Below are 23,905 nucleotides of genomic sequence, written 5' to 3'. Positions count from 1 at the left end.
ATCGGGTAAAACACCTGTTCCTCACGTTGGGGTGGGTGCTGATCGTGCTGGTGACAGTTGCGTCTCTTGGTTCCTCAGCCCAGGCGCAGCACTGTGGCTCCTATGTGAGCCGAGCCGGTGATGATGCAATTATTAACGTGCTTGGACTGACAGGCGACCTTGAGCACATCCCGAACACCAATAAACCCGTTCCAGCTCCGGGGCAGCCCTGCGATGGGCCGGGATGCTCGAATGCACCGGCAGTTCCAAGTTCATCACCTGCTCCGTTGGTGCCTCCGACCTTCGAACACTGGGCACTCAACGGGCCTTCGTGTCAGAACCCATCGACCGATCCCCACATCCTCCCGTTTTTAGATCCCCTGCTGCACTTCTCCCCCCTGAGCAGTGGGATCTTCCATCCTCCTCGACTCTTCGACTGAGGCGGAGCCCGCGCGTCGCAGTCTCGTCTGACACGTCGTTGCCAACCCGCAGTCCGCTCGCGGACCGTGCTGTCCTCATTTCGCAATGAATTCGCATGAAACGTCCCTCTCGACCGTTTGCTCAGCATGACTGTGCGAATGATCGACCGGACTCTCCTGAGATTCTCCGGGAATGTTCGTTCCTGGTTGCGAAGCAACGAGGTGACTCGCACGTACCGAGGAGAGGACCAAGGTCGAACCGTGTTGACATCGGACGAATCCGTTTTTGAACGAGCGTGACTCCGTCTTCACTATCGTGTCGCCGTTCCCATTCAGGCGTCGCAATCGAGTCGATTGCGCATCTCACGATTCCCGAAGAAGACGAGAGGAACAGACTGATGAACTTGCGCCGACGCGCGTTTACCTTGATTGAGTTGTTGGTCGTCATTGCAATTATCGGCGTGCTGATTGCCTTACTCTTGCCTGCGGTCCAGAGTGCTCGCGAGGCGGCAAGGCGTGCACAGTGTTTGAACAACCTGAAGCAACTCGGAATTGCGCTCCATACGTACCACGACGCGAATGGGACCTTTCCGCTGGGACGAACCATCCCGTTCGACACCTCATTTTCGTCGATTGCCCGCATTTTGCCGTATGTGGAGCAGGCAACGGTCGCCAGTGCGTTGAACTTTGACCTGTCCTGGTCTGGCCTGGACAACCGGACGGTCACGACGACGAATCTTGAACTCTTACTCTGTCCTTCGGATACGGCCGAGCTGCCAATGGGGTGGGGGGGAACGAATTATCGGGTGAATGAAGGGACGAGTGTCGTCATGTGGCATGGTGCCAGTGACCCGAGCGGAGTGAACGCCGGATTACCTGCCCCCAATGGGCTGTTCTTTGCCTCGGTAGGGATCAAGGCAGCCAACATTCGCGACGGCCTGAGCCAGACCGCAGCCTTCAGCGAGCACGTACTGGGGGATTTTGATAACACCCGAGCGACTCGGGAGGGCGACACGTTCTGGCCGCAGACCTATCCGGCCAATGCCGATGAGGCCGTGCAGCTGTGTCGGAACATGGATTGGCGCGATCTCCAGTTTCAGCGGGTCAGCGACGTGGGAGCTCCCTGGACGTACGGTTATCACTCAACGACGAGTTACTGGCACTCTGGCCCTCCAAACTCGGTGTCGTGCATGTTCCCACCCTCGCGGATCATGACCATTGCCAATAGCCGCCATCCGGGCGGGGTCAATGTCGGGATGGCGGACGGGTCGGTCCGGTTCATCAAGGAGACGGTCGCACTCGAAACCTGGAGAGCGTTGGGGACGCGGAATGGTGGCGAGGTCATCTCGGCCGACGCGTTCTGAACCTTGATTTCGGGGAATTCCGTCATGACTCGAGTCCACGCCGCTCCTCTTGCGGCCTTGATCGCCGTCTGCGCACTCGGATGCACAGATCAACGGCCACCGAACCGAAGTCTCGATCAATCGCGTGCCCGTGAGACGCTTGTCGCGGTGCTTGATGCCTGGAAATCGGGGCGGTCGCATACCGATCCTCTTGAGTCCGAACCGTCCTTGCGGGTTGCCGACGACGACTGGCTCGCCGGTCGTCGTCTGGCCGAATACCGGCTCCTGTCGGGTGAGTCCGTGGTGGGGGAGAAGCTGTGCTGTCCAGTCGCCCTCACGCTTGAGACGCCCGAGGGTCGAAGGATTCAGTCCCAGGTCGTGTACCTCATCTCGACGGCACCGGACCTCAGTGTCATCCGAGCGGAGTAATCCGGGCCATCTCTTGATGAATGGTCTTTCTCGACGATTTTCCGAGCATTTGATTCGCAACCTCACAGGAGTATTTCTCATGAATTATCTCAGATATTTACAATATATGACAATTGTCCTCCTGCCCGGCGTTCTCGGTTCCTCACCGGCCTCTGCGCAGGAGGGGGAGGCGGATCAACCGAATCCGATTCCCGAGAACCGAGCCGAGTTGAAGCGGGCGCTGGAGTGGTCGAAGGAGGCTCGCCCCCGATTGCCACTGCCGCAGTTGACTCCCGAGGAACAGGAGCGCGCGGGAGCGGGAGCATGGTCAGTCGTGAACAATGGGCGCATGAGGAAGTGGTACCTTCCCGCCGGCTTTGCGTCGGGGGGATTCCCAAAACGGGACGAACCGGGAATGTCACTCGGATACCCGTTTCAGACCAAACTGTTCTGGATCGTCTCGCGGGCCAACAATTGTACGTATTGCCTGGGCCATCAAGAGAGCAAACTGATGGCCGTGGGAGTGACGGACTCAGAAATCGCCCTGCTTGATGGCGACTGGTCCGAGGCAAGCCCCGCAGATCGGGCTGCGTACACAATGGCCAAGACGATGACGCTCAATCCGCTTGAGCTTGGCGAAACATCCCTCGAATCACTCCGATCATGGTATTCCGACTCTCAGATTTCAGAGATTATCTATGTTGTTTCCAGCTTTAATGCCATGAATCGCTGGACAGGAGCATTGAACATCCCTCAGGAAGAATATCGGGATTATTTGTCCTCACTCGACCCAACCTTCGACTCGGTCATGACCCGAGTAGCGCCGATCGGTCCGACACGAGCGCCGGGAGGAACTCGTGTTGCCGCCCCCCAAGCGCGTCCCCGCCTGGAGTCGTGGGAGGTCGTCATGGCAAAACTGGCAGCGTGTCGCGAACGTCCTCTTCTTCTTGAGCTTCCTGCACCGGAGGAGGCAGCGAAGCGGCTGGGTGATCGCGTTGCCGGGACCGACGAACCGCTCCCCCACTGGGTGCGATTGTTGGCTCAGTTTCCAGGAGTCGGGGTCGAACGCGTCGCGATCCTCAAGGCAGCCGAGCAGGAAGGGTCGCTCGATCCGATGCTCCGGGCACAGGTTGCCTGGGTTTCGGCTCGGCACGATCGAGCCTGGTATGCGATCGGTCATGCCCTGAACCGACTCCGAGCGTTGGGAGCCTCGGACGAGCAGATCCAGGCTCTGGACGGGGATCGGTCGGACTTCACGGAGTCGGAACGGCGTGTTCTGGCATTTGCCGAGCGGCTCACCGTGGACCCGGCGCTGGTGACGGATGCCGATGTGGCAAAGGTCCGATCCTTCTTGTCGGATCACGAAGTGGCAGAGCTCATTGCCGTGGTTGCCGAGTCGGTCTTTTTCAATCGATTGACCGAAGCCGCCGCGCTGCCTCTGGAATGAGAATCGAGTGCCGAGGTCGAACCGGGATGAGAAAACTTATAGCTCGTCCCGGTCGACCGGAGCAGGGGAGGATGGCTCACCGTTGGAGGTGGGGGTGTCCAGCCCGTACTCAGTCAGTTTCTTGTGCAGGGTGTTACGATTGATCCCGAGACGAGCGGCGGCCTTGATCTGCACGCGATCGCAGGATGTGAGCACTTGCTGAATCAGCTCACGCTCGACGGGAGCAACGATCCGATGAATCAACTCATCGGCATTTGGTCCAGCAGCCAGAAGGCCTCGACGGACGAGGTCGGAGATCAAGGTGTCGAGATCGGGAGACCTTCCCCGAATGGGTCGGGGAGGGGCCTCGCCGCGGAGTTGGGGAGGGAGGTGCTCAGGCTTGAGTTCCGGCCCTTCGCCCAGCACAACAGCACGTTCGACGTAGTTTTGAAGCTCCCGGACATTGCCGGGCCAGTCGTATCGAACGAGGAGCTTCATCGCCTCCGCATCGACCTGACGCATCTCTCGTTGGTTCTGGTCACTGTAGCGTGCGAGGAAAAAGGTCACGAGTGGCGGGATGTCTTCGCGACGGTCTCGGAGCGGAGGTAGATCGATCGGGACGACATTGAGGCGATAGTAAAGGTCTTCCCGAAAGCGCCCGGCGTCGATTTCTTCGCGGAGTTCACGGTTCGTCGCGGCCACGACACGGACATCGACCTTCTTGGTACTCACGTCGCCGACGCGTTCGAACTCTCCTTCCTGAAGGACGCGGAGCAGCTTCACCTGAAGCTTGGGTGACGTACTGTTGATTTCGTCGAGAAAGATTGTGCCGGTATGAGCCGCCTCGAATCGGCCGGTTCGGTTCTCGACCGCCCCGGTGAACGACCCTTTGACATGCCCGAACAGTTCGGATTCGAGCAGGCTCTCCGTCAGTGCACCGCAATTGACCCGGATGTATGGTCCGGAAGCTCGGGGGCTAAGGTCGTGGATTGCCCGAGCGATCAATTCCTTGCCCGCACCGGTTTCTCCGACGATGAGGACGCATGCCCGAGAGCGGGCAACCTGGCGAGTGACCCTGGCAACTTCGAGCATGATCGAGCTGCCGCTGATGACCCCGGGAAGCCCCGAAGACGCGTCGACAGGGTTTCCCGATCGGGAGCCGAAGCCGGGTCGGTCACTCAGAGGTGAGGGCATGGCCATCTCGTCTCGCGTCCTTCCTGGGGTCGGTCAGGCACCGGGAGCAATCGCCAAGTGCTGACCGACCCTTCCAGGTCTGGCCCCAATCCTCAGGGCCCAGCATTTTCTCTCGTTGATGAATCAATCGGTGCTGGCGGATGGCTCGGGTGGGCTTGACGTGGCGCTGAGCGATCCTCGAACGAGATCGATGACTCCCTGCAACGCGGATCTCAATTCGGGGTCGTCAGCGCGGTCTTTGGCCCGAACCAGACGGCTCCGTTGATCGAGCGAGAGCAAGGGGCCAAACCTCCCGACGCTTTGCCGGAGTCCATCCGCAGCGGCTCGCTGCGATTCCAGGGCACGCGACGTGTCAAAGGCCTTGTCTGCCAGGGCTCGTTGGGCGTGCAGGGTCGGCACGACTGCAAGGGCCCGAGCGGCGGCAGGAGCGAACCTCGGATCGGCCATCAAACGTTGCAAGGCCGGGACGACGCTAGCCATCTCGGTGGCGAAGGGACCATCGGGACGTTCAGCGATCTGAGCCAGGGTCTCGGCGGCCGTTTGCACAATCGCCAGGCGTTCCTCGGGTGAACTGGGACGAAGACCGGCCTCGTTCCAGGCGCGGTACAGGGCCTTTTCCAGGGCGGCCGGGTCGCCCGGAGCCGCGAGCAACGACACATGGTCGAACTGTTTGGCCAGTTCCTCGACACTCAGACGAACCGTGCCGCTAAGCGGAGCCACGGCAAAATCGTAGTCATAAATGCTGAGATCGAGCTTGTACATGGCCAGATACCCGTAGAGGTATCGTTCGGCCGCCTGGACACGAAGGTCATAAACGCCTGGAACGTCGATGCGAGCGGAAAGCGATCCGATTCCCTGAGCAACCGGCACGCCCTTCGGACCCTCACGGCGATCAAGCCAGAGGACCACATCGGTGGGCTTGAGGGTACTTCCAGGAGCCGGCTCGATGATTGCGGAGATCGTATCGCCTGATCGGAGCGTGCCGAGGGCGTAGAGATCGCCGGAGATATCTGCGACGGGCTCTGGTGTCGGTGGGACATCCTGCGGAGCGAATGCGGGATCCTCGGGGGCCTCCTGGACTTCTTGTGGCGGCCACTCACGCGTGGGCTGGCCGAATGGGGGGCGATCGGTGGGGGACAATCGACCGTTGATTTGAGCACGCCGGGGGCGGCCGACAAAGGCGACGGGAGCGGATCGCGCGGGAACGTCGTTCGGCTCACGTTCGGACTGGAAGAACTGGTATTCCTCGGCCCGAGCGAGGGCTCTGGCCGGGTCGATCGGTAAGGTCAAGAGTACGGGAAGCCGGGCGGTGCGGGCATCGGCCCTGAGATCAATCAGGAGGTCGCGGGCATCACGAGGCCCGCGTAGGAAGGCGGGATCCACGATCACCGCATCGACCCCCGCGGATTCGGCGGCTCGCAGAAACCCTTCCTCGGCGCTGGATGCGGTGATCGGTTCGAAACCACGATCACGGAGGGAGGAGGCCAGGGTCGTCAGCGTCGAAGTGCTGCCACTGACCACGACAATCTGAGGCTGGGCCAGGGTGCTGTCGAGTGATCGGGCGAGGCTCGGCACGACCCGGCTCGATCCGGGGAACGGCCGAGCGGGGTCAAGGGTGACGATGGCCCGCGCCGCGGCAAGTTGCACTCTGCGGTCGGGGGCAGACAGGGCCTGGACGATGGGAGAGGGGGGGTCTGCGGCGAGCATCTCGGCGTTGCCGCTCATGGCCAGCGCAGTGATGAGGGCTGGGGCAGCCTCATACTTTTTCGACTGAAGGGCCAGTCGCAGAGCGTCGGCGAGCGCATTGGGGCCGAGTCCGAGGAGCTCGGAGGCCAGATCTTCCGGCAACTCGCCAGGGACCGAGAGTTCTGCCGGGTCACGCTGACGAAGCACCTCTCGAACCTGAAACGTGGTCAGAATGGCGTCGGCTTCCGGATCGTCCGGGGCGATCGCGTGAGCCGCTTCGGCGAATCGGAGACCGAAGACAGTTTCCACTTCCGCGGAATCGACGTTGCGGGGGACAACGGTCCCCTGCCCATCTTGCCAGGACCAGAGAACGACCTGATTGCCGGGAAATTCGTACGCTCCGAGGAGGTAGCGTTTGGCTTCGTCGAGAAGGAATCGCGCGGGAGGCTGGGGAATCTCGTCGAGTGGACGGCCGGTCAGCCGAAGCACGGCCTCGGCGGCTTCGGCGGGCAGCGGAGCACGATCGGAGTCGGTCGCGGAGGCCTCAGCAATCAGAAAGGGTAAGGCGCGACGATCACCAATCCGCCCGAGGGCCGAGGCAACATCGGCGGCAAGCTGCGGGTTGGGAGCATCGAGCCCGGCGATCAAGGCCGGAACGGCGCGGCGCTGCAGGCGTCCCATATTGGCGACGAGCAAGGCTCGATCGGGGGAATCCACCGGCTGGGCGTCAATCGCTTCGAGGAGGACGGGCACTGCATAGGGGCCAGATTCACCGAGGCGGGTCAGGGCCTCGGATTGCTGGAGCGGTGAGCCGGTCAAGAGGCCGACATAGCGTCGAATCCGATCCTCGCGTTGAGCGTTGCGACGCACGGCAGCGTTGAGTCGAGTGAGAATCTCGACCACTTGGTTGGCGGTCCGGGGATCATCCTGGAGCTTGAGGATCGAGCCAATGCCGAAGCGGTCACGAAGTTCGATCAGGGTGTCGTCGTCGGGGTTGGCCGCAAGGAACTGGTCGATCAGTGGGACAGCCTGATCCGTCAGACCGACCCGAGTCAGATAGGAGATGGCGGACCAGAGCTCAAGTGGGGTTTCCGGAGGCTTGGCAAAGCGATCGAGGCCTGGAGGCTGGGCTGTCGCAGGGCGAACGATCGGGCCGATGGCTCCAGTCGCCAGGACCACTGCCATCGTCGCAAGAACCCGGCCGAGGGCACCGGCTCGGCCCGGCTCGCGATTGCGGGGGATCGGGTTCGGGAGCATGGTGCGGGCCTCGTCGTTAGGGTCGAACATTCGAGAGGGACAAGAATAAAGGTTGCCTGACCGCAGTACGGGTCCGGAACTCGAAACAGGCACGCAGAGACCGAGTGCCCAAAGACCAATGGCTATAGGAATGATGACCGATGATTGTCCACAAGACGGCTCTCGGGATGAAGGAATTGTCCAGATTGCGGTACGATCGCCTCTCCCGGCACGAATTCCGCGGCCGTTAGGGGCTGAGGATCGATCGGAACCGAGATGATCGCCACAACCGGCCCCGTGGTGGCGATGGGGAGCGAACGGTTGAATCCCGTTACGATTCCAACGCCACCATCTCAGGCCCGATCAGGTCGTCGAAGGTTTCCCGGCGACGGACGAGCCGGACGTCAGAACCACTGACAAGCACTTCGGCGGCTCGAGGACGAGTGTTGTAGTTTGAGGCCATGACCATACCGTAAGCCCCAGCCGAGAAGACAGCGAGCAGATCACCGCGAGCGACCGGAGGCAAGGGACGGTCCTGTGCGAGAAAGTCTCCGCTCTCACAGACCGGGCCGACAATGTCTCGGGGTTCAGTGCCGGGAATGTTGGCCTCGAAGTCCTCGGGCCAGGTCGGCAAACCTTCGGGAACCCGGACGGGCCAAATGCGGTGGAATCCTTCATAAAGGGCAGGGCGGATCAGATCGTTCATCGCCGCGTCCTGGATCACGAACCGCTTGTCTCCCGATTGTTTGTTGAAAATGACCCGGCTGAGGAGAATGCCCGCGTTACCGGCGATCGACCGGCCGGGCTCCATCGCCAGTCGGCATCCGGTGGGCTTGAGGACGGGAACCATGACCTCGGCAAACGCGGCGAGCGGCTTCGACTCTCCCCCTCGATAGTCGATCCCGAATCCTCCTCCCATGTTGCACCACTGGATCTTGTGGCCCATCCCACGCAACTGGTTGATCAGTTCGGCGGCCTTGGCCGAGGCACGAGCGTAGGGCTCGATACTGGTGATCTGAGAGCCGATGTGCATGTGAAGACCGGTCATGGCCAGGCCATCCATGCTCAGGACGCGATCGGCCGCCCGGAGAGCGCGGTCGATGTCCATACCGAACTTCGATTCTTTTTTTCCGGTCGAAATGTAGCGGTGGGTCTTCGGATCGACGTCGGGATTGACCCGCAAAGCAATCGGAGCCTTCACCCCTTCGGTGCGGGCGACGGCGTCGATGGCGTCGAGCTCGGCCTCGCTCTCAACGTTGAAGAGGAGCACTCCGGCACGAAGGGCGTCTCGGATCTCCTCATCGGTCTTGCCGACCCCGGCGAAAACCGACTTCGACGCCTCTCCCCCGGCCGTGGTGACGCGGTGCAACTCGCCTCCCGAGACGACATCGAAGCCGCTGCCGTGCTCGGCCATCAGCTTGAGGATGCCCAGGTTCGAGTTCGCCTTGACCGAGTAGCAGACGAGCGGATTTAGTTCGGCGAAGGCCGTGTGAAGTTCGTTGAGCCGTCCGACGAGCGCCGCCGCACTGTAGACATAGAGCGGGGTGCCGAAGCGATCGGCTAGCGTTCGGGCAGAAACGTCTTCGCAGTAGAGTTCGTGGTCGCGGTAGTGGAAGTGGTCCATTGGGGGATCGTTCCGGGTTGGGCGAGCGAAAGCCCGCCAGAGAGAGACGGTTCGTTTCGTTTCTGTGCTCGATGACGGAGAAGACGGTTGCGCGGGGCGAGCCCATTAGCCTTTCCTGCGAATCGCGGCCTCTCGGATCGGATCACGGGGCGAGGGTAGGTCGGGGAGATTGTCACCCACGCGGGCAGGAATCATCGCATGATCGTCCAGACCTTCCAGTTCGGGCTCAGGAGCAGGAGCGGGGCCGGAGCGGAGATCGTGCAGCATGGTCACGGCCTGGGGACGGTTGAAGAACAGGCAGGCGTTGTAGAAGGCGTCGAACTCCTGACCCGAGGCCGGATCGTGAAAGGCGATGGTTTCGATCAGCTCTTCCCAGGCCAAGCACACCAGGTCGAGCTGTCGGATCGTGGGTACGAACCAATCGCGGAACCATTCGTCTCGGGTGCCGGCGTAGTCCTCGACCCGGCGACGGACCTTGCGGAGGATGGCACCACGCGCCATCTCATCGGCAAAAACGCTTTCGTCGATGCGTTTCCGAGGGGCGATGAGGACATATGCCAGGTGGTCCAGTTCGATCGGGTGGCGGTCGGCTCGTCGCAGGATTTCAGCCATGCAGGCCACCGTGCGTGCCGCCTGATCATACCAGGGGGCATTCTTCACACCGGCCGACAACCTGCTGAACATCTTCCCCTCCACGACGACGAGTTGCGCCGCCAGGGGATTGAGGACCACGTCGGCCCACCCTCGGTTGCCCGTTTCGAAGTGACCGATGACTCCGTCCGCATGGGTCCACGACTCGGCCAGGCGATCCTTCCTGAACCTCGGCAGGAAGGCCGACGGAAGCCATCCTTCGGCAAACCAGGTCGCCGAAGGCCTCGGCGCAATTGGACATCCCGCCGCCTCGTCCCGGTGCGTGGCCAGCCAGTCAATCGCCAGCCGCAAGAGCCAGTTCTCGTTGTAGAGCATCGTCGGCGGCAACGCCGGGGCGTTTCCGTCGCACGATTGCAGGAGGCTGGTGATGCGGTCGAGGAGCATGGTGGCTGCCGGATCGAGGAGTCGGAGAAGATCGTCGATTTACCCGGATCAAATTGCATCGGCACAGACTGATATGTGACTACTTGCGACCTGTCATCACGCCAATCGCTTCCGCCACTCTTCAAGCTGGTTCTGAACCTGATCGGGCGCGGTGGAGCCGTATGAACGGAAGGCCTTGACGGCATTCGCGACGCCGAGGGAGTGGACGACGTCTGCTGCAATGGCCGGGCAGGCGGCCTGGAAGTCGTCGAGAGGCAGGTCGGCGAGGCGGCACGATCGGGATTCGCAGAGGGAGACGAGCTTGCCGACAACTTCGTGTCCAGTGCGCTGGGGGACTCCTTTGAGGATCAGGTACTCCATCAGGGTCGTGGCGTCGAGGAAGCCTTCCTCAAGGCGAGAGGCAATCCGATCGTGGTTCAGGCTTGCCCCCGAAACGACGACGGAGGCGAGTTCGAGACAGGAGGTAACAGTGTCGACCGCATCGAAGAGGGGGAGCTTGTCTTCCTGAAGGTCGCGGTTGTAGGCGAGGGGAAGTCCCTTGATCAGCACGAGCAAGGTCTGCAAGGCACCAACGACTCGGGCAGTGCGGCCTCGGATCAGTTCGAGAACGTCGGGATTCTTCTTCTGGGGCATGATGCTGCTGCCCGTGCAAACGGCATCAGGCAGGGTCAGGAAGTTGAACTCCTGGGTACTCCAGAGGATCCACTCCTCAGCCCACCCAGAGAGGTGCTCGGCAATGAGTGTGAGGCAGAAGACGGTTTCGACCAGAAAGTCGCGGTCGCTGGAAATGTCGAGACTGTTGGCCGCGACACCGTCAAAGCCGAGTTCCTCGGCCACGAATGCCCGGTCGATCGGCAAGGTCGTGCCCGCCAGCGCAGCAGCTCCGAGAGGAAGCAGGTTGAGTCGGCGGCGAGCGTCGCTCAATCGGTCGCGGTCGCGGGCCAGTTTCTCCACGTAAGCCAGGGCATAATGGGCCGCAAGTACCGGCTGAGCCCGCTGCAAATGGGTGTATCCGGGCAGAATGAGATCGGGGTGGCGATCAGCCAGATGGAGAAAGGAGCGTTGCAGTTCCAGAAGGCGGCCAGCAATGGTGTCGATCGCATCCCGTGTCCAGAGACGGACATCGGTCGAAACCTGATCGTTGCGACTGCGGGCCGTGTGCAGCTTTCGGCCGATGTCTCCGAGCCGGGCGATGAGCGCCGACTCGATGTGCATGTGGATATCTTCCTTCCCGATCGAGAAGGAAAACCGCCCTTCGGCGATTTCGGCGCGAATCTCAAGCAATCCTTGCACAATCTGTTCGCACTCAGCCTCGGACAGAAGTCCGACCCGAGCGAGCATTTCAGCATGGACGATCGATCCCCGGATGTCATGCTCGAAAAGGCGGCGATCGAAGGAGATGGATTCGGTAAACTGCTCGACCCGGCGGTCGGTCTGATCGGCGAACCGACCTCCCCAGGGCTTCTCGGCCACGATCTCAACCTCCATCCGACACTTCACCTGCCCAAGGAAACAGCAGGACATTTCCTAGCTTAGGCAGGCTCGCCTCACGAAGTCAATCGGCCGCTGGAGGGCCGTCGATGGAGGTGGGGCGAGCACGGATCTCAACGAGGAATTCTTGCCGTTTGCACAATTCCTGGCCATCATCACAGGCGGAATATGATGGCATTCATTCCCTGACAACGATGGTCCGTGGTGGAGCGAATTCAACGTGGCCCCGCTTGATCCCCGATTTACGGAACAGCTCTGGAACGCGATCGTGCCGATCTACGATGCGATCCTCGAACACCCCTTTGTCTCGGGCCTGACAGACGGACGGTTGCCGCGTGATCGGTTTGCGTTCTATGTCGTCCAGGACGCAATTTATCTCCGAACCTTTGCCAGGGCCCTTTCGGTTCTTGCCTCCGTGGCACCGGACGCCAAAACCACCCGCATGTTCAACCATCATGCGAGCGACGCCATCGCCGTTGAGCAATCGCTTCATGACGGGTTTCTTGCCGAACTCGGTTTGCATCCGGAACAGATCGAGAAGACCGAAGCGAGTCCGAACGCTCGTGCCTACTGCGACTTCCTGATGGCGTCGACCACAAGCCAACCGTTTCATGAAGGGCTGGCTGCCGTCTTGCCTTGTTACTGGATTTATCAGCGAGTCGGTCAGCATCTGCTGCCGAAAGGGTCTCCCGAGCCCCTCTATCAGCGCTGGATAGAAACGTACGGAGGAGAGCAATTTGATGAAGTCGTTCGCCAGGTGCTCAGTTTGACCGACAAGATCGCCCCGACCCTGACCGACGCCCAACGCCTTCGCATGTCCGAACGATTTGTTGTTGGCACACGATATGAATGGATGTTCTGGGACGCCGCCTATCGACTTCAACGGTGGCCGGTTTAAATCTCGCTGCGATAGCACCGAACGGTCGGTCGTAACTGGGTTGTCAGGGTGAACGCCCCTGCAGAACCATCGACGCACGAGCACCTGTTGGAGGTGATGGTCGGCTATGGCCCCTTGTCGGGGTCGACCTGGTGTGTTAAACAGCCATACGGGCCCGAGTCGTGGCTCAGCCTCGATCTTGGAGCAGTTGAACATGCTGCTGCGAAGGTTTGGGCTCAATCAAGACTCACACGATGGTGCCCCCGGCATCAATCGATCTGTTCGGACTGTCACTCTCCCGAGGAGAACGTCACCTATGAACCGTTCCCGGAAAATCGGCCTTTACGGGGCCGGCGCATTGCTGGCCGTCGTCTCGTTGGCCTTCGCCGCTCAGCAAGGGCCTGGAATTCTTTTCCCGGATTGGTCCGAGCCGACCAAGGGAACCTGGGACAGCCCGGCCGCCGAGCTGGGCAAGAAAGTTCCCGATTCTCGCCCCTGGAGCGTGACCACCTACACCTCTTCGATCGAGGGCAAGGTGCTCGATGGCAAGCCGATCACTGTCGTCGGCGAGATCGTGGACCTGTCTTGTTACCTTCAGGTCGGCAAGCGAGGCGACAAGCACCGCGACTGCGGCCAGAAGTGCGCTGAGCAAGGCCAGCCGATCGGCCTTCTGACTGAAGACGGCTCACTGTTCATTCTGATGGATGAAGAACACAACCCGCGCCGAGACGGCCTGACCAACTTCCGCAAGGCAGCCATTGAGAATATGGCATATATTGTGACCGTGCACGGAACGTTCTCAGAGGTTGCCGGTCAGAAAGCCCTCTATGTTCAGGGGTATCTGACCGAAGGATGAGTTGCCGATCGGCAACAACGCGACGGCCCGCCCCGCGGGTCGTCGCGAAATCTAACCCCACCTTCCCGCCCGCCACTGGTACGCGACCGGACCCCGACCCGCCCCCGGGTCCCGATCATCGACCTTCCACGTCGATTGCCCGAGCATCCCAAAGGGGAACGAGAGCCGATGAGACGCACGATCATCACCATACTGGCAACACTCGGTTTGGCGGCGAGCGCCGGAATCGGGATCGCCCGAACCGGACCAATTGCCGAGCCTCCCGCCACTGCGAACGTAGCGAAACCCGCCTGGCCCCCTCAGGAAGAGCCCGAGGTGCCTCTGGGCCTCTTCCCCATCTTCTGGCCCGAGGATAACCCGTACAGCCCGGCAAAAGCCGAACTCGGCCGCTTGCTCTATTTTGATACCCGCCTCTCCTCGGATTCCACCGTGTCCTGCGCGAGCTGTCACGATCCTCGCCAGGCATTCACGGATGCAGCTCCGTTTTCGACAGGGATCGGCGAGCAGAAAGGTGGCCGAAGCGCACCGACGGTCATCAACCGAGCCTTCACAACCCTTCAGTTCTGGGACGGCCGCGCTGCGTCTCTGGAAGAACAGGCCATTGGTCCAATTGCCAACCCGCTCGAAATGACCAGGGAAACCGATGTGGATAAAGCTCACGAGGCTGTTGTCCAGCGGTTGAGCGGAATCGAGGGTTACCAAAAGCGATTCGTCGAGGTGTTCGGCAGCGATGAAATCAGCATCGACCACGTGGCCAAGGCCATTGCCACCTTTGAACGAACCGTGCTCTCAGGCAACTCGCCCTACGATCGCTACAAGGCCGGTGACGAGGACGCTCTGACCGAAGCCCAGCTTCGCGGAATGGACGTCTTCTTCAACAAGGCCGCCTGTGACGCCTGCCACCTCGGGGTCAACTTCAGCGACGAATCGTTCGTGAACATCGGGATTGGCTACGATCCGCAAACCGCCACCTTCGCCGACATGGGCCGAGCCGAGGTGACCGGGAACGATCGCGACACGGGCGCCTTCAAAACGCCCACGTTGCGAGAGATCGAACACACGGCACCGTACATGCACGACGGAAGCCTGGCGACCCTCGAAGAGGTCGTCGAGCATTATAACAAGGGTGGGATTCCCAATCCTTACATCGATCAACGCATGAAACCGTTAGCCCTGACCACCCAGGAGAAAGCTGATCTTGTCGCCTTCCTTAGAGCCCTGAGCGGAGAAGGCTGGCAACATCTGGAAGCTCCTGCGGAATTCCCGGAATAATTCGGGAGCCGTTGTTGCTGAAGAACACCGGGGCCGGTCCCCTTTTTCTCCCAGGGACCGGCTTCCTCGCGTTCAACGTTGGGGGGACGTGGTTGTCGAAGGTTGCTCTCCGGACTTCATGTCTAATTTGCGTTAAATTTTTTCTGAGAATTGACTTTCGTTACTCCAATTGCACTAGAATTAGGAATCGCTTAGGTATTTCGGTGAAGTGGAATTTTCAGCGACGTTCTGCTCGATGAGATCCGGTCTGACTTGAGGCACGACTTTCTCTAGTCTGACGGTCCGGTTTTCGCTAGAACCTAGTCTCCGTTGAGCGTATTGAACGGGAAAGGAGTTGGTGGTCGATGAGTACTGGTTCTTCGCCTCTCGGACAGCTCGCCGATCTCTTGAGGCGAGTGGAAGCCAAGACCCGAGCACAGGAATTAACGGAGGAGTTGGAACTCGCCGCCGAAGAGTTACGGCGGACCGAAGAGACCATCCGCACCGTTGAATCACGGGCCAATCAGATTCGCCCCGCCCGTCAACGCGAATTACAACTGGCTGAAGGCGACGAGCAACTTCTGAGAGAGTTGATCCGGAGGACCGCTCAAAATCGGTCACTCATGGGTGAGGCTGAGTTCCACGAAGCTGAGCGACTGATCGAGGTCTCTCGCGTGGAGGTCGAGCGGAGACGGAGCGAGGCCCAGGCCGAGCTTGAGGATATTCAAGACGCGCTGGACCACGCCCGGATCGAGGTCCGAGCCGCGCTGGACCGCTATCATCATGTCCGACGAGAGCTTGAGCGGCTGCAGGTTCATGCTGATGAGCAGATGGAAGAAGGTGATCGTCTGGCGATGATCGCCGAGGAGCATTTTCCCGAATATCAGGTTCGCGCCTTTGCCCGTGAAGTTGACGAAGCGACCGCGATGTTCGGCCAGCTCGATCGCCGGGAACAGTACGCCCAGATGCGCATCTGGATCGGACGTCTTCGGCGCTTCCAGTATGCCGGGCCCGCCGAGGATGAACGGGACATGCTGGAAAGCATCTTCCGTCGCCTTGTGACCCTTTCGAAACAGTACGAACCCGGATATATTGAAGCCTTCAATCGTCAGTTTTCTGCCGACTGGGATCTTTACATCGTCGAGGCGCAGGAATCGCTCCGCCAGGCGACAGAAGAAGCCCGCCGTCAACGATCGCATAACGGTGATGCCTCCACCCTCAGCGGTGAGGAGGACGCCGTGGAGATCGAAACGCGGCGACTGTCCGAGCAAGCGCTCGACCATCTCAAAGCCCTGCTCCTCGTTCGTTATGACGACCCTCAGGTAAAAGCCGATCGATTCCGGGAAACTCTTTCTCGCGTAATGGAAGGCTACGGTCCGCCCGACGACGCGCTTCTCGACGTGGTTCGCCCTTATCGCGAGTGGATCAATGGAATCGAGTTTCGAGCACTGCGGAAAGCCCTTGACCAGGAGAAAGAGCAGACCGAGGATGTGAATTCATAAATTATGGTTCAACATTCCTTTGTGTCTTGCTTCCCTCTGCCTCAGCCGTTGAAGGTCTGTCAATCAACGCTTGATCCACTCGGTAGAAGACCATTGTTGCCGTTCATGGTTTGATCAGTCTACGAGTGAGTCCCGAGGACCGTCGGAATCACATCGGCCCTCTTTCCTTGGGACCTTACTCGTCGATCGCTCCCCCCTCTTCCTGCTTCCCGACTGATCACTTCCTGAACGAGTCAGAACGGATTTCGGTCGGCGGCGACCGAAGGGCGTTACGCTTGGATAACCTCGGGAATTGCTGACGGTCTGATCGGACCTCCCTGGCCATAGGTGACAGCGTTCCTTGCCTGGCGAAGCTGATCGAGACGATCCCTTCGTCCCCATCAGTTCTCGGATTGCGTGAATTCGGATTTCTGCGTATCACACCGGTTAAAGATCGGTGTGATCCCTCTCGAGCACTGATTCAACCGAAGTGACAGCGTCACCGAAGCGCTCTTCCTCCACGGAATCGGAGGGAGAGGTTACCTCCACGGATGCGGAGGAAGGTCCATGGCGATCAATCGACCGAGCCGGAGTTTCTGGAAAGTTCGAAACAGCCTCGCGTGTCGGGTCGTAGGCTCATTCCTGCTGCTCCTGTTCGTTCCGCAGCCGGGGTTCTCTCGGTCCGATCGAACTCCCGAGGGTTCCGATCCTCCGCGTTTGAGCCTGGTCGACCGATCAATCTCGCTGGTTCGTCCCGAGCAAGGCGAGCAGGGGGATCATCGTCGGCGCTGGCTTACCTGGAGGATCGAATACCGCTTGCGCAACACCTATTCAGCTACCCTCCAGGTCGAACCCGAATCCATCTCTTGTACCGTCGAGGGCTGGGCCTCCAATTCCCGGGCCGACGGTCATGGCTTGCCCCGTCGTGCCAATCATGCATTCAGCGCTGCCGAGACACTTCAATCGAGCGCATGCTTGATTGATCATCAGGATCCGACGCTCGAATGCCTCGAACGGGCCACCCTGCAACTTTGGCCTGAGACGCAGGGAACGCCTGAGGACCCTGCAACGGGAGCACCCCTCGAAACGCCTTCTGACAGGATTGTTCTGGAGCCGGGAGCGGTGCTTGGGGTCCGGCTTCGCCTGGAGCACTGCCACCATCTCTACGGGCTGTCAGAGCCACTGCTCGGGACTCGCGAGCTGAATCTCCGCATTGGACCGGTCGCCTTCCGAGACCGTCTTGAGCTCGATCAACCCATCGCTCCCGATCGTGAGATGGATCGGCTCAGCCCGATTCCTGACGATCGCCGTGATCCCCGCGTCTATTTTTCTCCGCCAGACAGCCTGTATCTCGACGCTGCCCTGTCGGGCTATCGGTCCTTTCAGTTTCGAGATCTGAAAGTTCCTCGCGATGCTCCCATGCGGCTTAGCTTCCGCTATTTCCGGTCGAGCGATTCGACGGGGAAAGTCCGAATGGAATTGAAGCAGTACAAAGATGTCCCAAATTCGTATCAGGTTTTGACTCAGGCCAAGCGTATGGAGGAACTTCCCGAGTTGGGGGAATGGATCCTGGTCGAGCATCGCTTCCACTCAGATCCGCTGGCCACCACCATGCAGCTCCGTTTCTTGATCGACTGTGAAGGAGACGGCCCCTCGGCGGTCTGGATCGACGATGTGGTGCTCGAACCCACCCACACGGCGGATGAATCGCGTTGATTGCGCTTCTCCGCGACAACCCCGGTGCGATTTGGAATTCCGGAGCGGTGACACATTCCTCGCCCGGCCTTGAAGACGGCGGGGAGTTCGACGAGAACCGGTTCCTTTCGAGGCTTGCAGCAGCGATCCCAAGCGCGGATGGAGGAGAGGAACGATCTGGAACGGCTGGAGGAAACCTCCCAATCGGCGTTCTCGGAACTTGAGCGGGGAGGTCAACGCTGGGCTCGGCGGTTCGGAATCATTATAATTTGGGAAACGTCGCTTAATCGAGATGAGGCGAACTGCCGAGGGGTCAAATCCCCGAAGAGTGTGTCTCGCTCCGGCGTTTCCTCCGCCCTCCCTCCTGTTTCAGCCCGCCATGATCGACCGCCTCAGTGTCCTTTGTTTCGCCGGGACCTACGGTCTGGCCCTGGCTGCGGATCTGGCCCGCCTGATGCTGCGGGTTCCGGTACGCTGGCAATTGGCTGTCGGGCTCACGGCCCTGGGATGGGTGGTGCATACGGTCTTCCTTGGCAACCTTGCCTGGCGGGCCGGCCAGGTGCCCATTGCCACGGTCTTTCACTCGTTGCTGGTGCTGGCCTGGATTTTGTCGGGGATCGGGCTTTATCTCACGTTCAGGGCTCCGAAGCCCTCGGCGATTGGGGTGTTTGTGCTCCCCTTGGTGCTGGCCTTGCTCGGGTCGGCCGTGGCGATGCCTGCCGACGCTCGGGCCGACTGGACCCGACTTGGAGGCTGGGAAACCGTCTGGGGAACGATTCACGGGCTCTTGCTGCTGTTTGGAGCAGTAAGCACCTGCGTTGCCTTTCTTGCGGGATTGATGTACCTCGCTCAGGCTGACCGCTTGAAACGGAAGCGTCCTCAGCGCTTCGGGATTGCCTTGCCCAGCCTCGAGCAATCGGAGCGATGGAATCGGGCGGCCATCACCCTGGCGTTTCCGATGCTCACCGCCGGCCTGGCGATCGGAATCGCGTTGAATGCCGGGTCGAGGCGCGAGGGTCGGGCGGTGCTCGACTGGTCCGATCCGAAGGTCATTAGCGCCCTGGGGCTTTGGGTCGTCTTCGCCGCCTTGCTTCACGTTCGCTATCGACCCGAGTGGCGAGGCAAGCGGGTGATGTTACTGACGGTCCTGGCCTTCGCCTTCATGCTCTTCACGCTGCTTGGCGTCGATCTGCTGCTGCCGACGGCGCACGGGGTTGCCCGAGAAGCACGGGTCGGCCAGAGCCTGGAGGTGTCGCCGTGAAGCTGATGGCTCTGGGCGTGGATCATCATTCGGCTCCCCAGGAGGTACGAGAGGCCCTCGCATTCGACGGCGCGAAGCGAGCCGATGGACTGAGGGCGATGAAGGCCCAGTTTCCCGAAATCGAATTCGTGGTCCTCTCGACCTGCAACCGGGTGGAGTTGTACGTCGCGGGGGATCCGGAACTGATGCCGCAGGTTGGCGACCTGACCCAGTTCCTGGCTCAGTTTCACGGGATTGCGGTCGACCAGTTCGCGACCCATCTGGTCGACTACCACGACGAGGAGGCGATCGAGCACGCCTTCCGGGTCACGAGCAGCATCGAGAGCCTGGTTGTTGGTGAGGGACAAATTCAAGGGCAAGTCAAGGAAGCCTACGAGGCCGCGAAGGAGATCGGCACAGTCGGGCCGATCTTGCACGAGGTCTTCCAGCAGGCCGCCCGTGTCGGCAAGCGCGTCCGCGAGGCGACCGGCATGGACCGAGGCCGACTCTCGATCGCCAGTGTGGCCGTCGATGTGGCTCGTCGCGTCTTCGACCATTTTCAAGACAAGACGGTCCTGGTGATCGGCGCCGGGAAGATGGCAGAGCTGACCCTGCGTCATCTCGAACCGTTGAAGCCGGGTCGGCTTCTCGTGACCAACCGCAGCTTCGACCGGGCCCGAGATACGGCGGCCCTTTGGGGGGGCGAGCCATTATCGTTCGACGACCTGTATCGAGCCCTGGTCGAGGCGGACGTCGTGGTGAGCACCACGGCCTCTGCGGAGCCAATCGTTTCCTACGAGCTCTATGCGCGGGTGCTGAAGGCACGGCGGTATCGCCTCTCGTTGATCCTCGACATTGCGGTCCCTCGCGACTTTGACCCCCGGATCAACAGACTGGAGATGGCCAACCTCTACAGTGTTGACGACCTCCAGGCCGAGGCCGACGCCAACCGCGAAGGTCGCCTTCGCGCGGTGGAGACGGCCTCCATGATCGTCCGCGAAGAGACGACGGCCTGCGTCGAGGCGATTCGTCACCGGCACCATGCCGGATCGATTCTTCGACAACTGGGCGACTACTCAGACGCAGTTCGACTCCGGGAACTCGAACGATTGTTTGCCTCTCGGCCCCACCTCGAAGACAGTGATCGTAAGGCAATTGCTCAGACTCTCCATCGTTTCCAGAATCAATTGCTGCATCACCCGAGAACCGCACTCCGATCGGCCACGACTGTTCCCGATGGCTCGGGCCGATCGTTGATCGACGCGGTGCGACATCTGTTTGGTCTCCGAGACGGAACCTGAGTCTTACTGGGGCGAGGATCGTCGGAGTCTTCTCCGGTCGTCTCCCTCTGGCAAGAGTGGGGATTGCGAGGGGTGACTTGTCGGACGGCTCGATCACTCGTAGCATGAACTCCAAAGGGGATGTGTCCCCGCTTCCCGTCCATGGACGCCCGACCGGGCAACCGATCGTATTGGTAGGCGGGCTTTTTGCCTGCGGGCGGGTCCGTCACGCTCCGATTCGGGGGCCTCTCATGGCCAATTCCTCCGTGAAGCGCCTTCTTCTGATTGTCACCGGAAGCCATTTGCGAGCCGAAGAGGTTGATCGTCCTCTCGCGTACTACCTGCGCAACGAAATCGAACGGTATCTGGAAACCCTTGACGATGCGGGAGGCTTGCAGGTCCGGGTCGTTTCCGACCTGCGATGGCTGCACGATGAAGTCTTTCAGGAGATGCCCACGATTTCGCTCGGCGGTCATGGGGTCAACCTGCTCGCTCATCGCTGGCTGGAGGAACTTCCCTTCTCAATGGATGTCAATAATCAGTACTTCGTTCAGATGGACCCCGACTTGACCGAGCCAAAGGTGAGCATCTGGGGCAAGGATAATCCGACGACACAGCTCGCCGTCCTGGCTTTCGTGAACCGATTCCTGCCGCGATTTATCGAATGTTGTTTCCTTGAGACGTCCGATCCCGTCGACCTCGAGGACTTTGATTAAGCCCCGCTCCTTGTTGCCTCGGATCGCATGTCCCGCCGTCGCCCTTCCCACGCTCGATCCCGGCGATTGTCCAGGTCGACACGACCTGTGCCGGCGACGAGGGTCTGGGTTCGGCCCCCGGTCGTCGTCGCCGTCGGGTTGACGATTGTAGTGGCAATCGTTGTCGGTGGGATCGTCTGGAGAAACCGAACGCAGGCAGAAGGAATCGGGGCACCAACACCCTCGGCACTCGCGGGAGAGAGGCAAGCACGTGTCAACGATCATGCGGCCTGGCTGAGGCGCCTCGATCAGCTCAGAGTCGAGGATCGGCCTTTCGAAGCCTTGAAGACCGGATGGGCGGCGTATCGCTCCGCGCCACCCGGTCGGCGTTCCGAGATGCTCAAGGCCCTCACGCTTGCCCTCCTGGCAACCGTTCCCGAAGACCAGGCGACCACCTCCTTGCAGCGACGAATCGAGGCGGAGCCCAACGATCTTGACGCCAGGGTCGCCTTGCTCCGACGCTCCTTGGCGGTCAGCCCCTCGCCCGTCGATCAACCTCGGATCGGCCGGAACCCGGAAGGGGCCGACACCGCCTTGCAAGAACTGACGACGCTCCTGGCTCAGTTCCCGGATCACCCGGGTGTTCGAGAAGCCATGATTGACGCCTCACTGGATTCGGGTCAAATGGATCAGGCTCGATCCCTCCTGCGATCCTGGCCCGAGGTCCTCAAGGACGATCCGAGACGCTTGCGACTTCAAGCCCGCCTCGATCTTGATGTCGAAGGTCGCCCCGATCGCGCCGCGGAAGCCCTGACACTCCTGCTGTCTTCGACCCCGCACGACTGGCACCTCCGCGCTCGGCTTTCTCGGGCCCTGGAGATGCAAGGCGCTTCGGAAGAGGCCCGCCGTCAGGCTCAGATCGTGGATCAGCTCAGGGAACGTCTCGAACCCGATCGGCTCGGCCGACGGCTCGCGACCTCGCTCCAAGCACTCGACGATCCGAAGTCCCTGGACGATCTGGCGAATCTTTGTGCCTCGGTCGGTTTGTCCAAGCTGGCCTCGGCCTGGCGTCGAGAAGCCGACAGCCTTCGAGCCGCCCAGGCACTTCGCGATGGACTGCCGGGAACCTTCTGACAGAGACTCGGTCTCCCCAGAGGGTCGGCCCCGGTCCAAGAGGGCCTCAAAGATGGTGGTCCTCCTCGAATCGAAGGGTCCCGCCGATGGGGCGGGCGGGACCCTCCTGGAATGCTCACTCGCTGACCTGGGTTTCGAGAAACCGGGCCAGACGGTGGAAATCGGAATTCTGCTTGATGAAACGGACCACGGTAATCAACGTCTTCGGATCGACGAGCTGATCGAAGTTGACGTAATTCAGATCGAGTTGACCGGCAACGGAGATCATGACTCCGTCGCGTTGTTCTTCCACCAGGGCTCGATACGCCCCGACACCAAGCTGGCTGCCGAGCATGACATCGAAGGCGTGGGGCGCGGCGCATCGGGATTCGTAACCCAGTTGCAAACCGGTCACCTTCCGCGACTTGCCAGTCTCCTTCTTGTACTGTTCGGAGACGAGGCGGGAGAAGGTTCGTCCAAGATCCACCTGTGCAATGGAAATGTGCCCGTGGTCGTCGCGGGGAATCCCCTTGAGGTACTCGGACGGGAGAAACTCGGCGAGCCCTTCGGCGAGGACGATCACCCCAAATTCCTTGCCCTCACGCTCTCGGGTCCGCATCGCAGAAACGATATGGCGAACGACCTCGGGCAAGTTCATGATCTTTCGGGTCTTGGTCTCGCCGGTGTTCGGATCGGTCGTCGTTTCCTGAGATTCGAACCGACCTGAAACATCCTCGACGCTCAACACCAGGCTCGCCTCGCCGGCCATGGCTGCTCCGTAAGCCAGCCAGCCCGCCGATCGGCCCATCGTTTCCGCAAGGTAGTAGGCCCGGGTCGCCTCGGCATCGGCCAGGAGGTTCCGGATCTCCCCGGCGAGGGTTTCCACCGCGGTGAAGTAGCCGAAGGTAAAGTCGATTCCGAGGTAGTCGTTGTCGATCGTCTTGGGAACGTGGACAACCCGGATGTGCCGGGAACCCTTGGACAGATGCTTCTGGACGAGTCGGAACTTGTTGGCCGACTTCAGGGTATCGTCACCACCGATCGAAACCAGGGCATCGACCTCAAGCGAGGACAGCGCGGCGTGAACCGTCCGGAGCGGGGCGTTCTTCTCTGCATTGGCCAGGTCATCGGGATGGTTGACGTGCTTGCCGGGATTGGTCCGGGCCGTTCCGATCATGATGCCCCGGCTGTTCCGAGTACGCCGAAGTCGTTGAGCGTCGATGGTGATATAGTCTCGGCCCTCAACCAGCGGGCGATCGGGGGCGTACTCGACCAGATGCGAGTACCCATTGAGGATACCAACGACCGAAATTCCTCGCCTCAAGAACGAGGCAGCTGCGGTCGAAATCACGGCGTTGGCTGCCGGGGCGGGTCCTCCGGCAAAGAGAATGGCGACACGACGAATCGGAGACTGATCGCCGGACTCCTGGTTCTGCGCAGTCATGGGAGCTCCAAAGGCAATTCGGAGAATGATCCAGCATCCAGGGGGATCATACCGAAATTCCAGGGTGCTCTGGAACTGCGGAAACGCCCACTCGAATCAGGGAGAAACCGTCGGAGCCAAGACCGGCGAGGA

The 23,905-nt window shown here is 60.8% G+C and carries 18 protein-coding genes; 12 read left to right on the top strand and 6 right to left on the bottom strand.

The features are described 5' to 3' along the window. Window positions 1-796 precede the first annotated feature (796 nt). The 3 genes from HG800_RS01890 to HG800_RS01880 all read left to right on the top strand — a co-directional run bounded on the left by HG800_RS01890 (window position 797) and on the right by HG800_RS01880 (window position 3,596). Window positions 797-1,762 (top strand): DUF1559 domain-containing protein, encoded by a 966-nt coding sequence (locus HG800_RS01890; RefSeq protein ID WP_169973079.1) that lies wholly within the window; start codon window positions 797-799, stop codon window positions 1,760-1,762. A gap of 24 nt (window positions 1,763-1,786) precedes the next feature. Beyond that, a complete protein-coding gene (locus HG800_RS01885; protein WP_169973077.1) occupies window positions 1,787-2,170 on the top strand; it encodes a hypothetical protein in 384 nt (127 codons plus the stop codon). 79 nt (window positions 2,171-2,249) lie between these two features. Beyond that, on the top strand, window positions 2,250-3,596 hold the full coding sequence (locus HG800_RS01880; RefSeq protein WP_169973075.1) for a carboxymuconolactone decarboxylase family protein: 1,347 nt from the start codon (window positions 2,250-2,252) through the stop codon (window positions 3,594-3,596). Between the two features lie 36 nt (window positions 3,597-3,632). Here HG800_RS01880 and HG800_RS01875 read toward each other — a convergent pair whose 3' ends face one another. From HG800_RS01875 to argH, 5 genes are all read right to left on the bottom strand, one after another. Next, entirely contained in the window at window positions 3,633-4,769 is a 1,137-nt protein-coding gene (locus HG800_RS01875; protein ID WP_390622602.1) for a sigma-54 interaction domain-containing protein, read from the bottom strand. Between the two features lie 123 nt (window positions 4,770-4,892). After that, window positions 4,893-7,712, bottom strand: a complete 2,820-nt coding sequence (locus HG800_RS01870; RefSeq protein WP_169973073.1) for a HEAT repeat domain-containing protein — start codon at window positions 7,710-7,712, stop codon at window positions 4,893-4,895. 310 nt (window positions 7,713-8,022) lie between these two features. Continuing rightward, window positions 8,023-9,315, bottom strand: coding sequence for a diaminopimelate decarboxylase (gene lysA, locus HG800_RS01865; RefSeq protein ID WP_169973071.1), 1,293 nt, complete (start codon window positions 9,313-9,315; stop codon window positions 8,023-8,025). Between the two features lie 105 nt (window positions 9,316-9,420). Continuing rightward, the gene (locus HG800_RS01860; protein ID WP_169973069.1) at window positions 9,421-10,350 is read right to left on the bottom strand and encodes a hypothetical protein; all 930 of its coding nucleotides are present in this window, start codon (window positions 10,348-10,350) and stop codon (window positions 9,421-9,423) included. Between the two features lie 96 nt (window positions 10,351-10,446). Further along, window positions 10,447-11,823: an argininosuccinate lyase gene (gene argH, locus HG800_RS01855; RefSeq protein ID WP_169973480.1), complete on the bottom strand. Its 1,377-nt coding sequence runs from the start codon at window positions 11,821-11,823 to the stop codon at window positions 10,447-10,449. A 238-nt stretch (window positions 11,824-12,061) separates the two neighbouring features. Here argH and tenA point away from each other — a divergent pair, with 238 nt between their 5' ends. The 9 genes from tenA (at window position 12,062) to HG800_RS01810 (ending at window position 22,350) form a co-directional block, all read left to right on the top strand. Next, complete coding sequence (gene tenA, locus HG800_RS01850; RefSeq protein WP_169973067.1) at window positions 12,062-12,739, top strand: thiaminase II; 678 nt, start codon at window positions 12,062-12,064, stop codon at window positions 12,737-12,739. A gap of 295 nt (window positions 12,740-13,034) precedes the next feature. Further along, a complete protein-coding gene (locus HG800_RS01845) occupies window positions 13,035-13,574 on the top strand; it encodes a hypothetical protein (RefSeq protein WP_169973065.1) in 540 nt (179 codons plus the stop codon). Between the two features lie 168 nt (window positions 13,575-13,742). Further along, window positions 13,743-14,846, top strand: coding sequence for a cytochrome-c peroxidase (locus HG800_RS01840; protein WP_169973063.1), 1,104 nt, complete (start codon window positions 13,743-13,745; stop codon window positions 14,844-14,846). Window positions 14,847-15,190: 344 nt separating this feature from the next. Next, window positions 15,191-16,327: a hypothetical protein gene (locus tag HG800_RS01835; protein ID WP_169973061.1), complete on the top strand. Its 1,137-nt coding sequence runs from the start codon at window positions 15,191-15,193 to the stop codon at window positions 16,325-16,327. A 546-nt stretch (window positions 16,328-16,873) separates the two neighbouring features. Next, window positions 16,874-18,022, top strand: coding sequence for a hypothetical protein (locus HG800_RS01830; RefSeq protein WP_169973059.1), 1,149 nt, complete (start codon window positions 16,874-16,876; stop codon window positions 18,020-18,022). Between the two features lie 358 nt (window positions 18,023-18,380). After that, complete coding sequence (locus HG800_RS01825; RefSeq protein WP_206352084.1) at window positions 18,381-19,262, top strand: cytochrome C assembly family protein; 882 nt, start codon at window positions 18,381-18,383, stop codon at window positions 19,260-19,262. A gap of 5 nt (window positions 19,263-19,267) precedes the next feature. After that, entirely contained in the window at window positions 19,268-20,542 is a 1,275-nt protein-coding gene (hemA, locus tag HG800_RS01820; protein ID WP_206352100.1) for a glutamyl-tRNA reductase, read from the top strand. Between the two features lie 230 nt (window positions 20,543-20,772). Further along, complete coding sequence (locus HG800_RS01815) at window positions 20,773-21,237, top strand: hypothetical protein (protein WP_169973055.1); 465 nt, start codon at window positions 20,773-20,775, stop codon at window positions 21,235-21,237. A gap of 375 nt (window positions 21,238-21,612) precedes the next feature. Beyond that, window positions 21,613-22,350, top strand: coding sequence for a tetratricopeptide repeat protein (locus HG800_RS01810; protein WP_169973053.1), 738 nt, complete (start codon window positions 21,613-21,615; stop codon window positions 22,348-22,350). A 115-nt stretch (window positions 22,351-22,465) separates the two neighbouring features. Here the strand turns inward: HG800_RS01810 and HG800_RS01805 are convergent, their stop codons facing one another. Next, window positions 22,466-23,773, bottom strand: coding sequence for a 6-phosphofructokinase (locus tag HG800_RS01805; protein WP_169973051.1), 1,308 nt, complete (start codon window positions 23,771-23,773; stop codon window positions 22,466-22,468). Window positions 23,774-23,905 lie beyond the last annotated feature (132 nt).

It is taken from the genome of Tautonia rosea (assembly GCF_012958305.1).
Lineage (GTDB): Bacteria > Planctomycetota > Planctomycetia > Isosphaerales > Isosphaeraceae > Tautonia > Tautonia rosea.
This window is presented reverse-complemented; position numbering and strand designations above follow the sequence as displayed.

Coding starts and splice junctions, on each gene's coding strand:
- HG800_RS01870 (WP_169973073.1), bottom strand. CDS start 7,712: ATGCTCCCGAACCCGATCCCCCGCAATCGCGAGCCGGGCCGAGCCGGT.
- hemA (WP_206352100.1), top strand. CDS start 19,268: ATGGCTCTGGGCGTGGATCATCATTCGGCTCCCCAGGAGGTACGAGAG.
- HG800_RS01835 (WP_169973061.1), top strand. CDS start 15,191: ATGAGTACTGGTTCTTCGCCTCTCGGACAGCTCGCCGATCTCTTGAGG.
- HG800_RS01880 (WP_169973075.1), top strand. CDS start 2,250: ATGAATTATCTCAGATATTTACAATATATGACAATTGTCCTCCTGCCC.
- HG800_RS01830 (WP_169973059.1), top strand. CDS start 16,874: ATGGCGATCAATCGACCGAGCCGGAGTTTCTGGAAAGTTCGAAACAGC.
- HG800_RS01840 (WP_169973063.1), top strand. CDS start 13,743: ATGAGACGCACGATCATCACCATACTGGCAACACTCGGTTTGGCGGCG.
- HG800_RS01890 (WP_169973079.1), top strand. CDS start 797: ATGAACTTGCGCCGACGCGCGTTTACCTTGATTGAGTTGTTGGTCGTC.
- HG800_RS01825 (WP_206352084.1), top strand. CDS start 18,381: ATGATCGACCGCCTCAGTGTCCTTTGTTTCGCCGGGACCTACGGTCTG.
- HG800_RS01860 (WP_169973069.1), bottom strand. CDS start 10,350: ATGCTCCTCGACCGCATCACCAGCCTCCTGCAATCGTGCGACGGAAAC.
- HG800_RS01815 (WP_169973055.1), top strand. CDS start 20,773: ATGGCCAATTCCTCCGTGAAGCGCCTTCTTCTGATTGTCACCGGAAGC.
- HG800_RS01810 (WP_169973053.1), top strand. CDS start 21,613: ATGCTCAAGGCCCTCACGCTTGCCCTCCTGGCAACCGTTCCCGAAGAC.
- HG800_RS01875 (WP_390622602.1), bottom strand. CDS start 4,769: ATGCCCTCACCTCTGAGTGACCGACCCGGCTTCGGCTCCCGATCGGGA.
- lysA (WP_169973071.1), bottom strand. CDS start 9,315: ATGGACCACTTCCACTACCGCGACCACGAACTCTACTGCGAAGACGTT.
- HG800_RS01845 (WP_169973065.1), top strand. CDS start 13,035: ATGAACCGTTCCCGGAAAATCGGCCTTTACGGGGCCGGCGCATTGCTG.
- HG800_RS01885 (WP_169973077.1), top strand. CDS start 1,787: ATGACTCGAGTCCACGCCGCTCCTCTTGCGGCCTTGATCGCCGTCTGC.
- HG800_RS01805 (WP_169973051.1), bottom strand. CDS start 23,773: ATGACTGCGCAGAACCAGGAGTCCGGCGATCAGTCTCCGATTCGTCGT.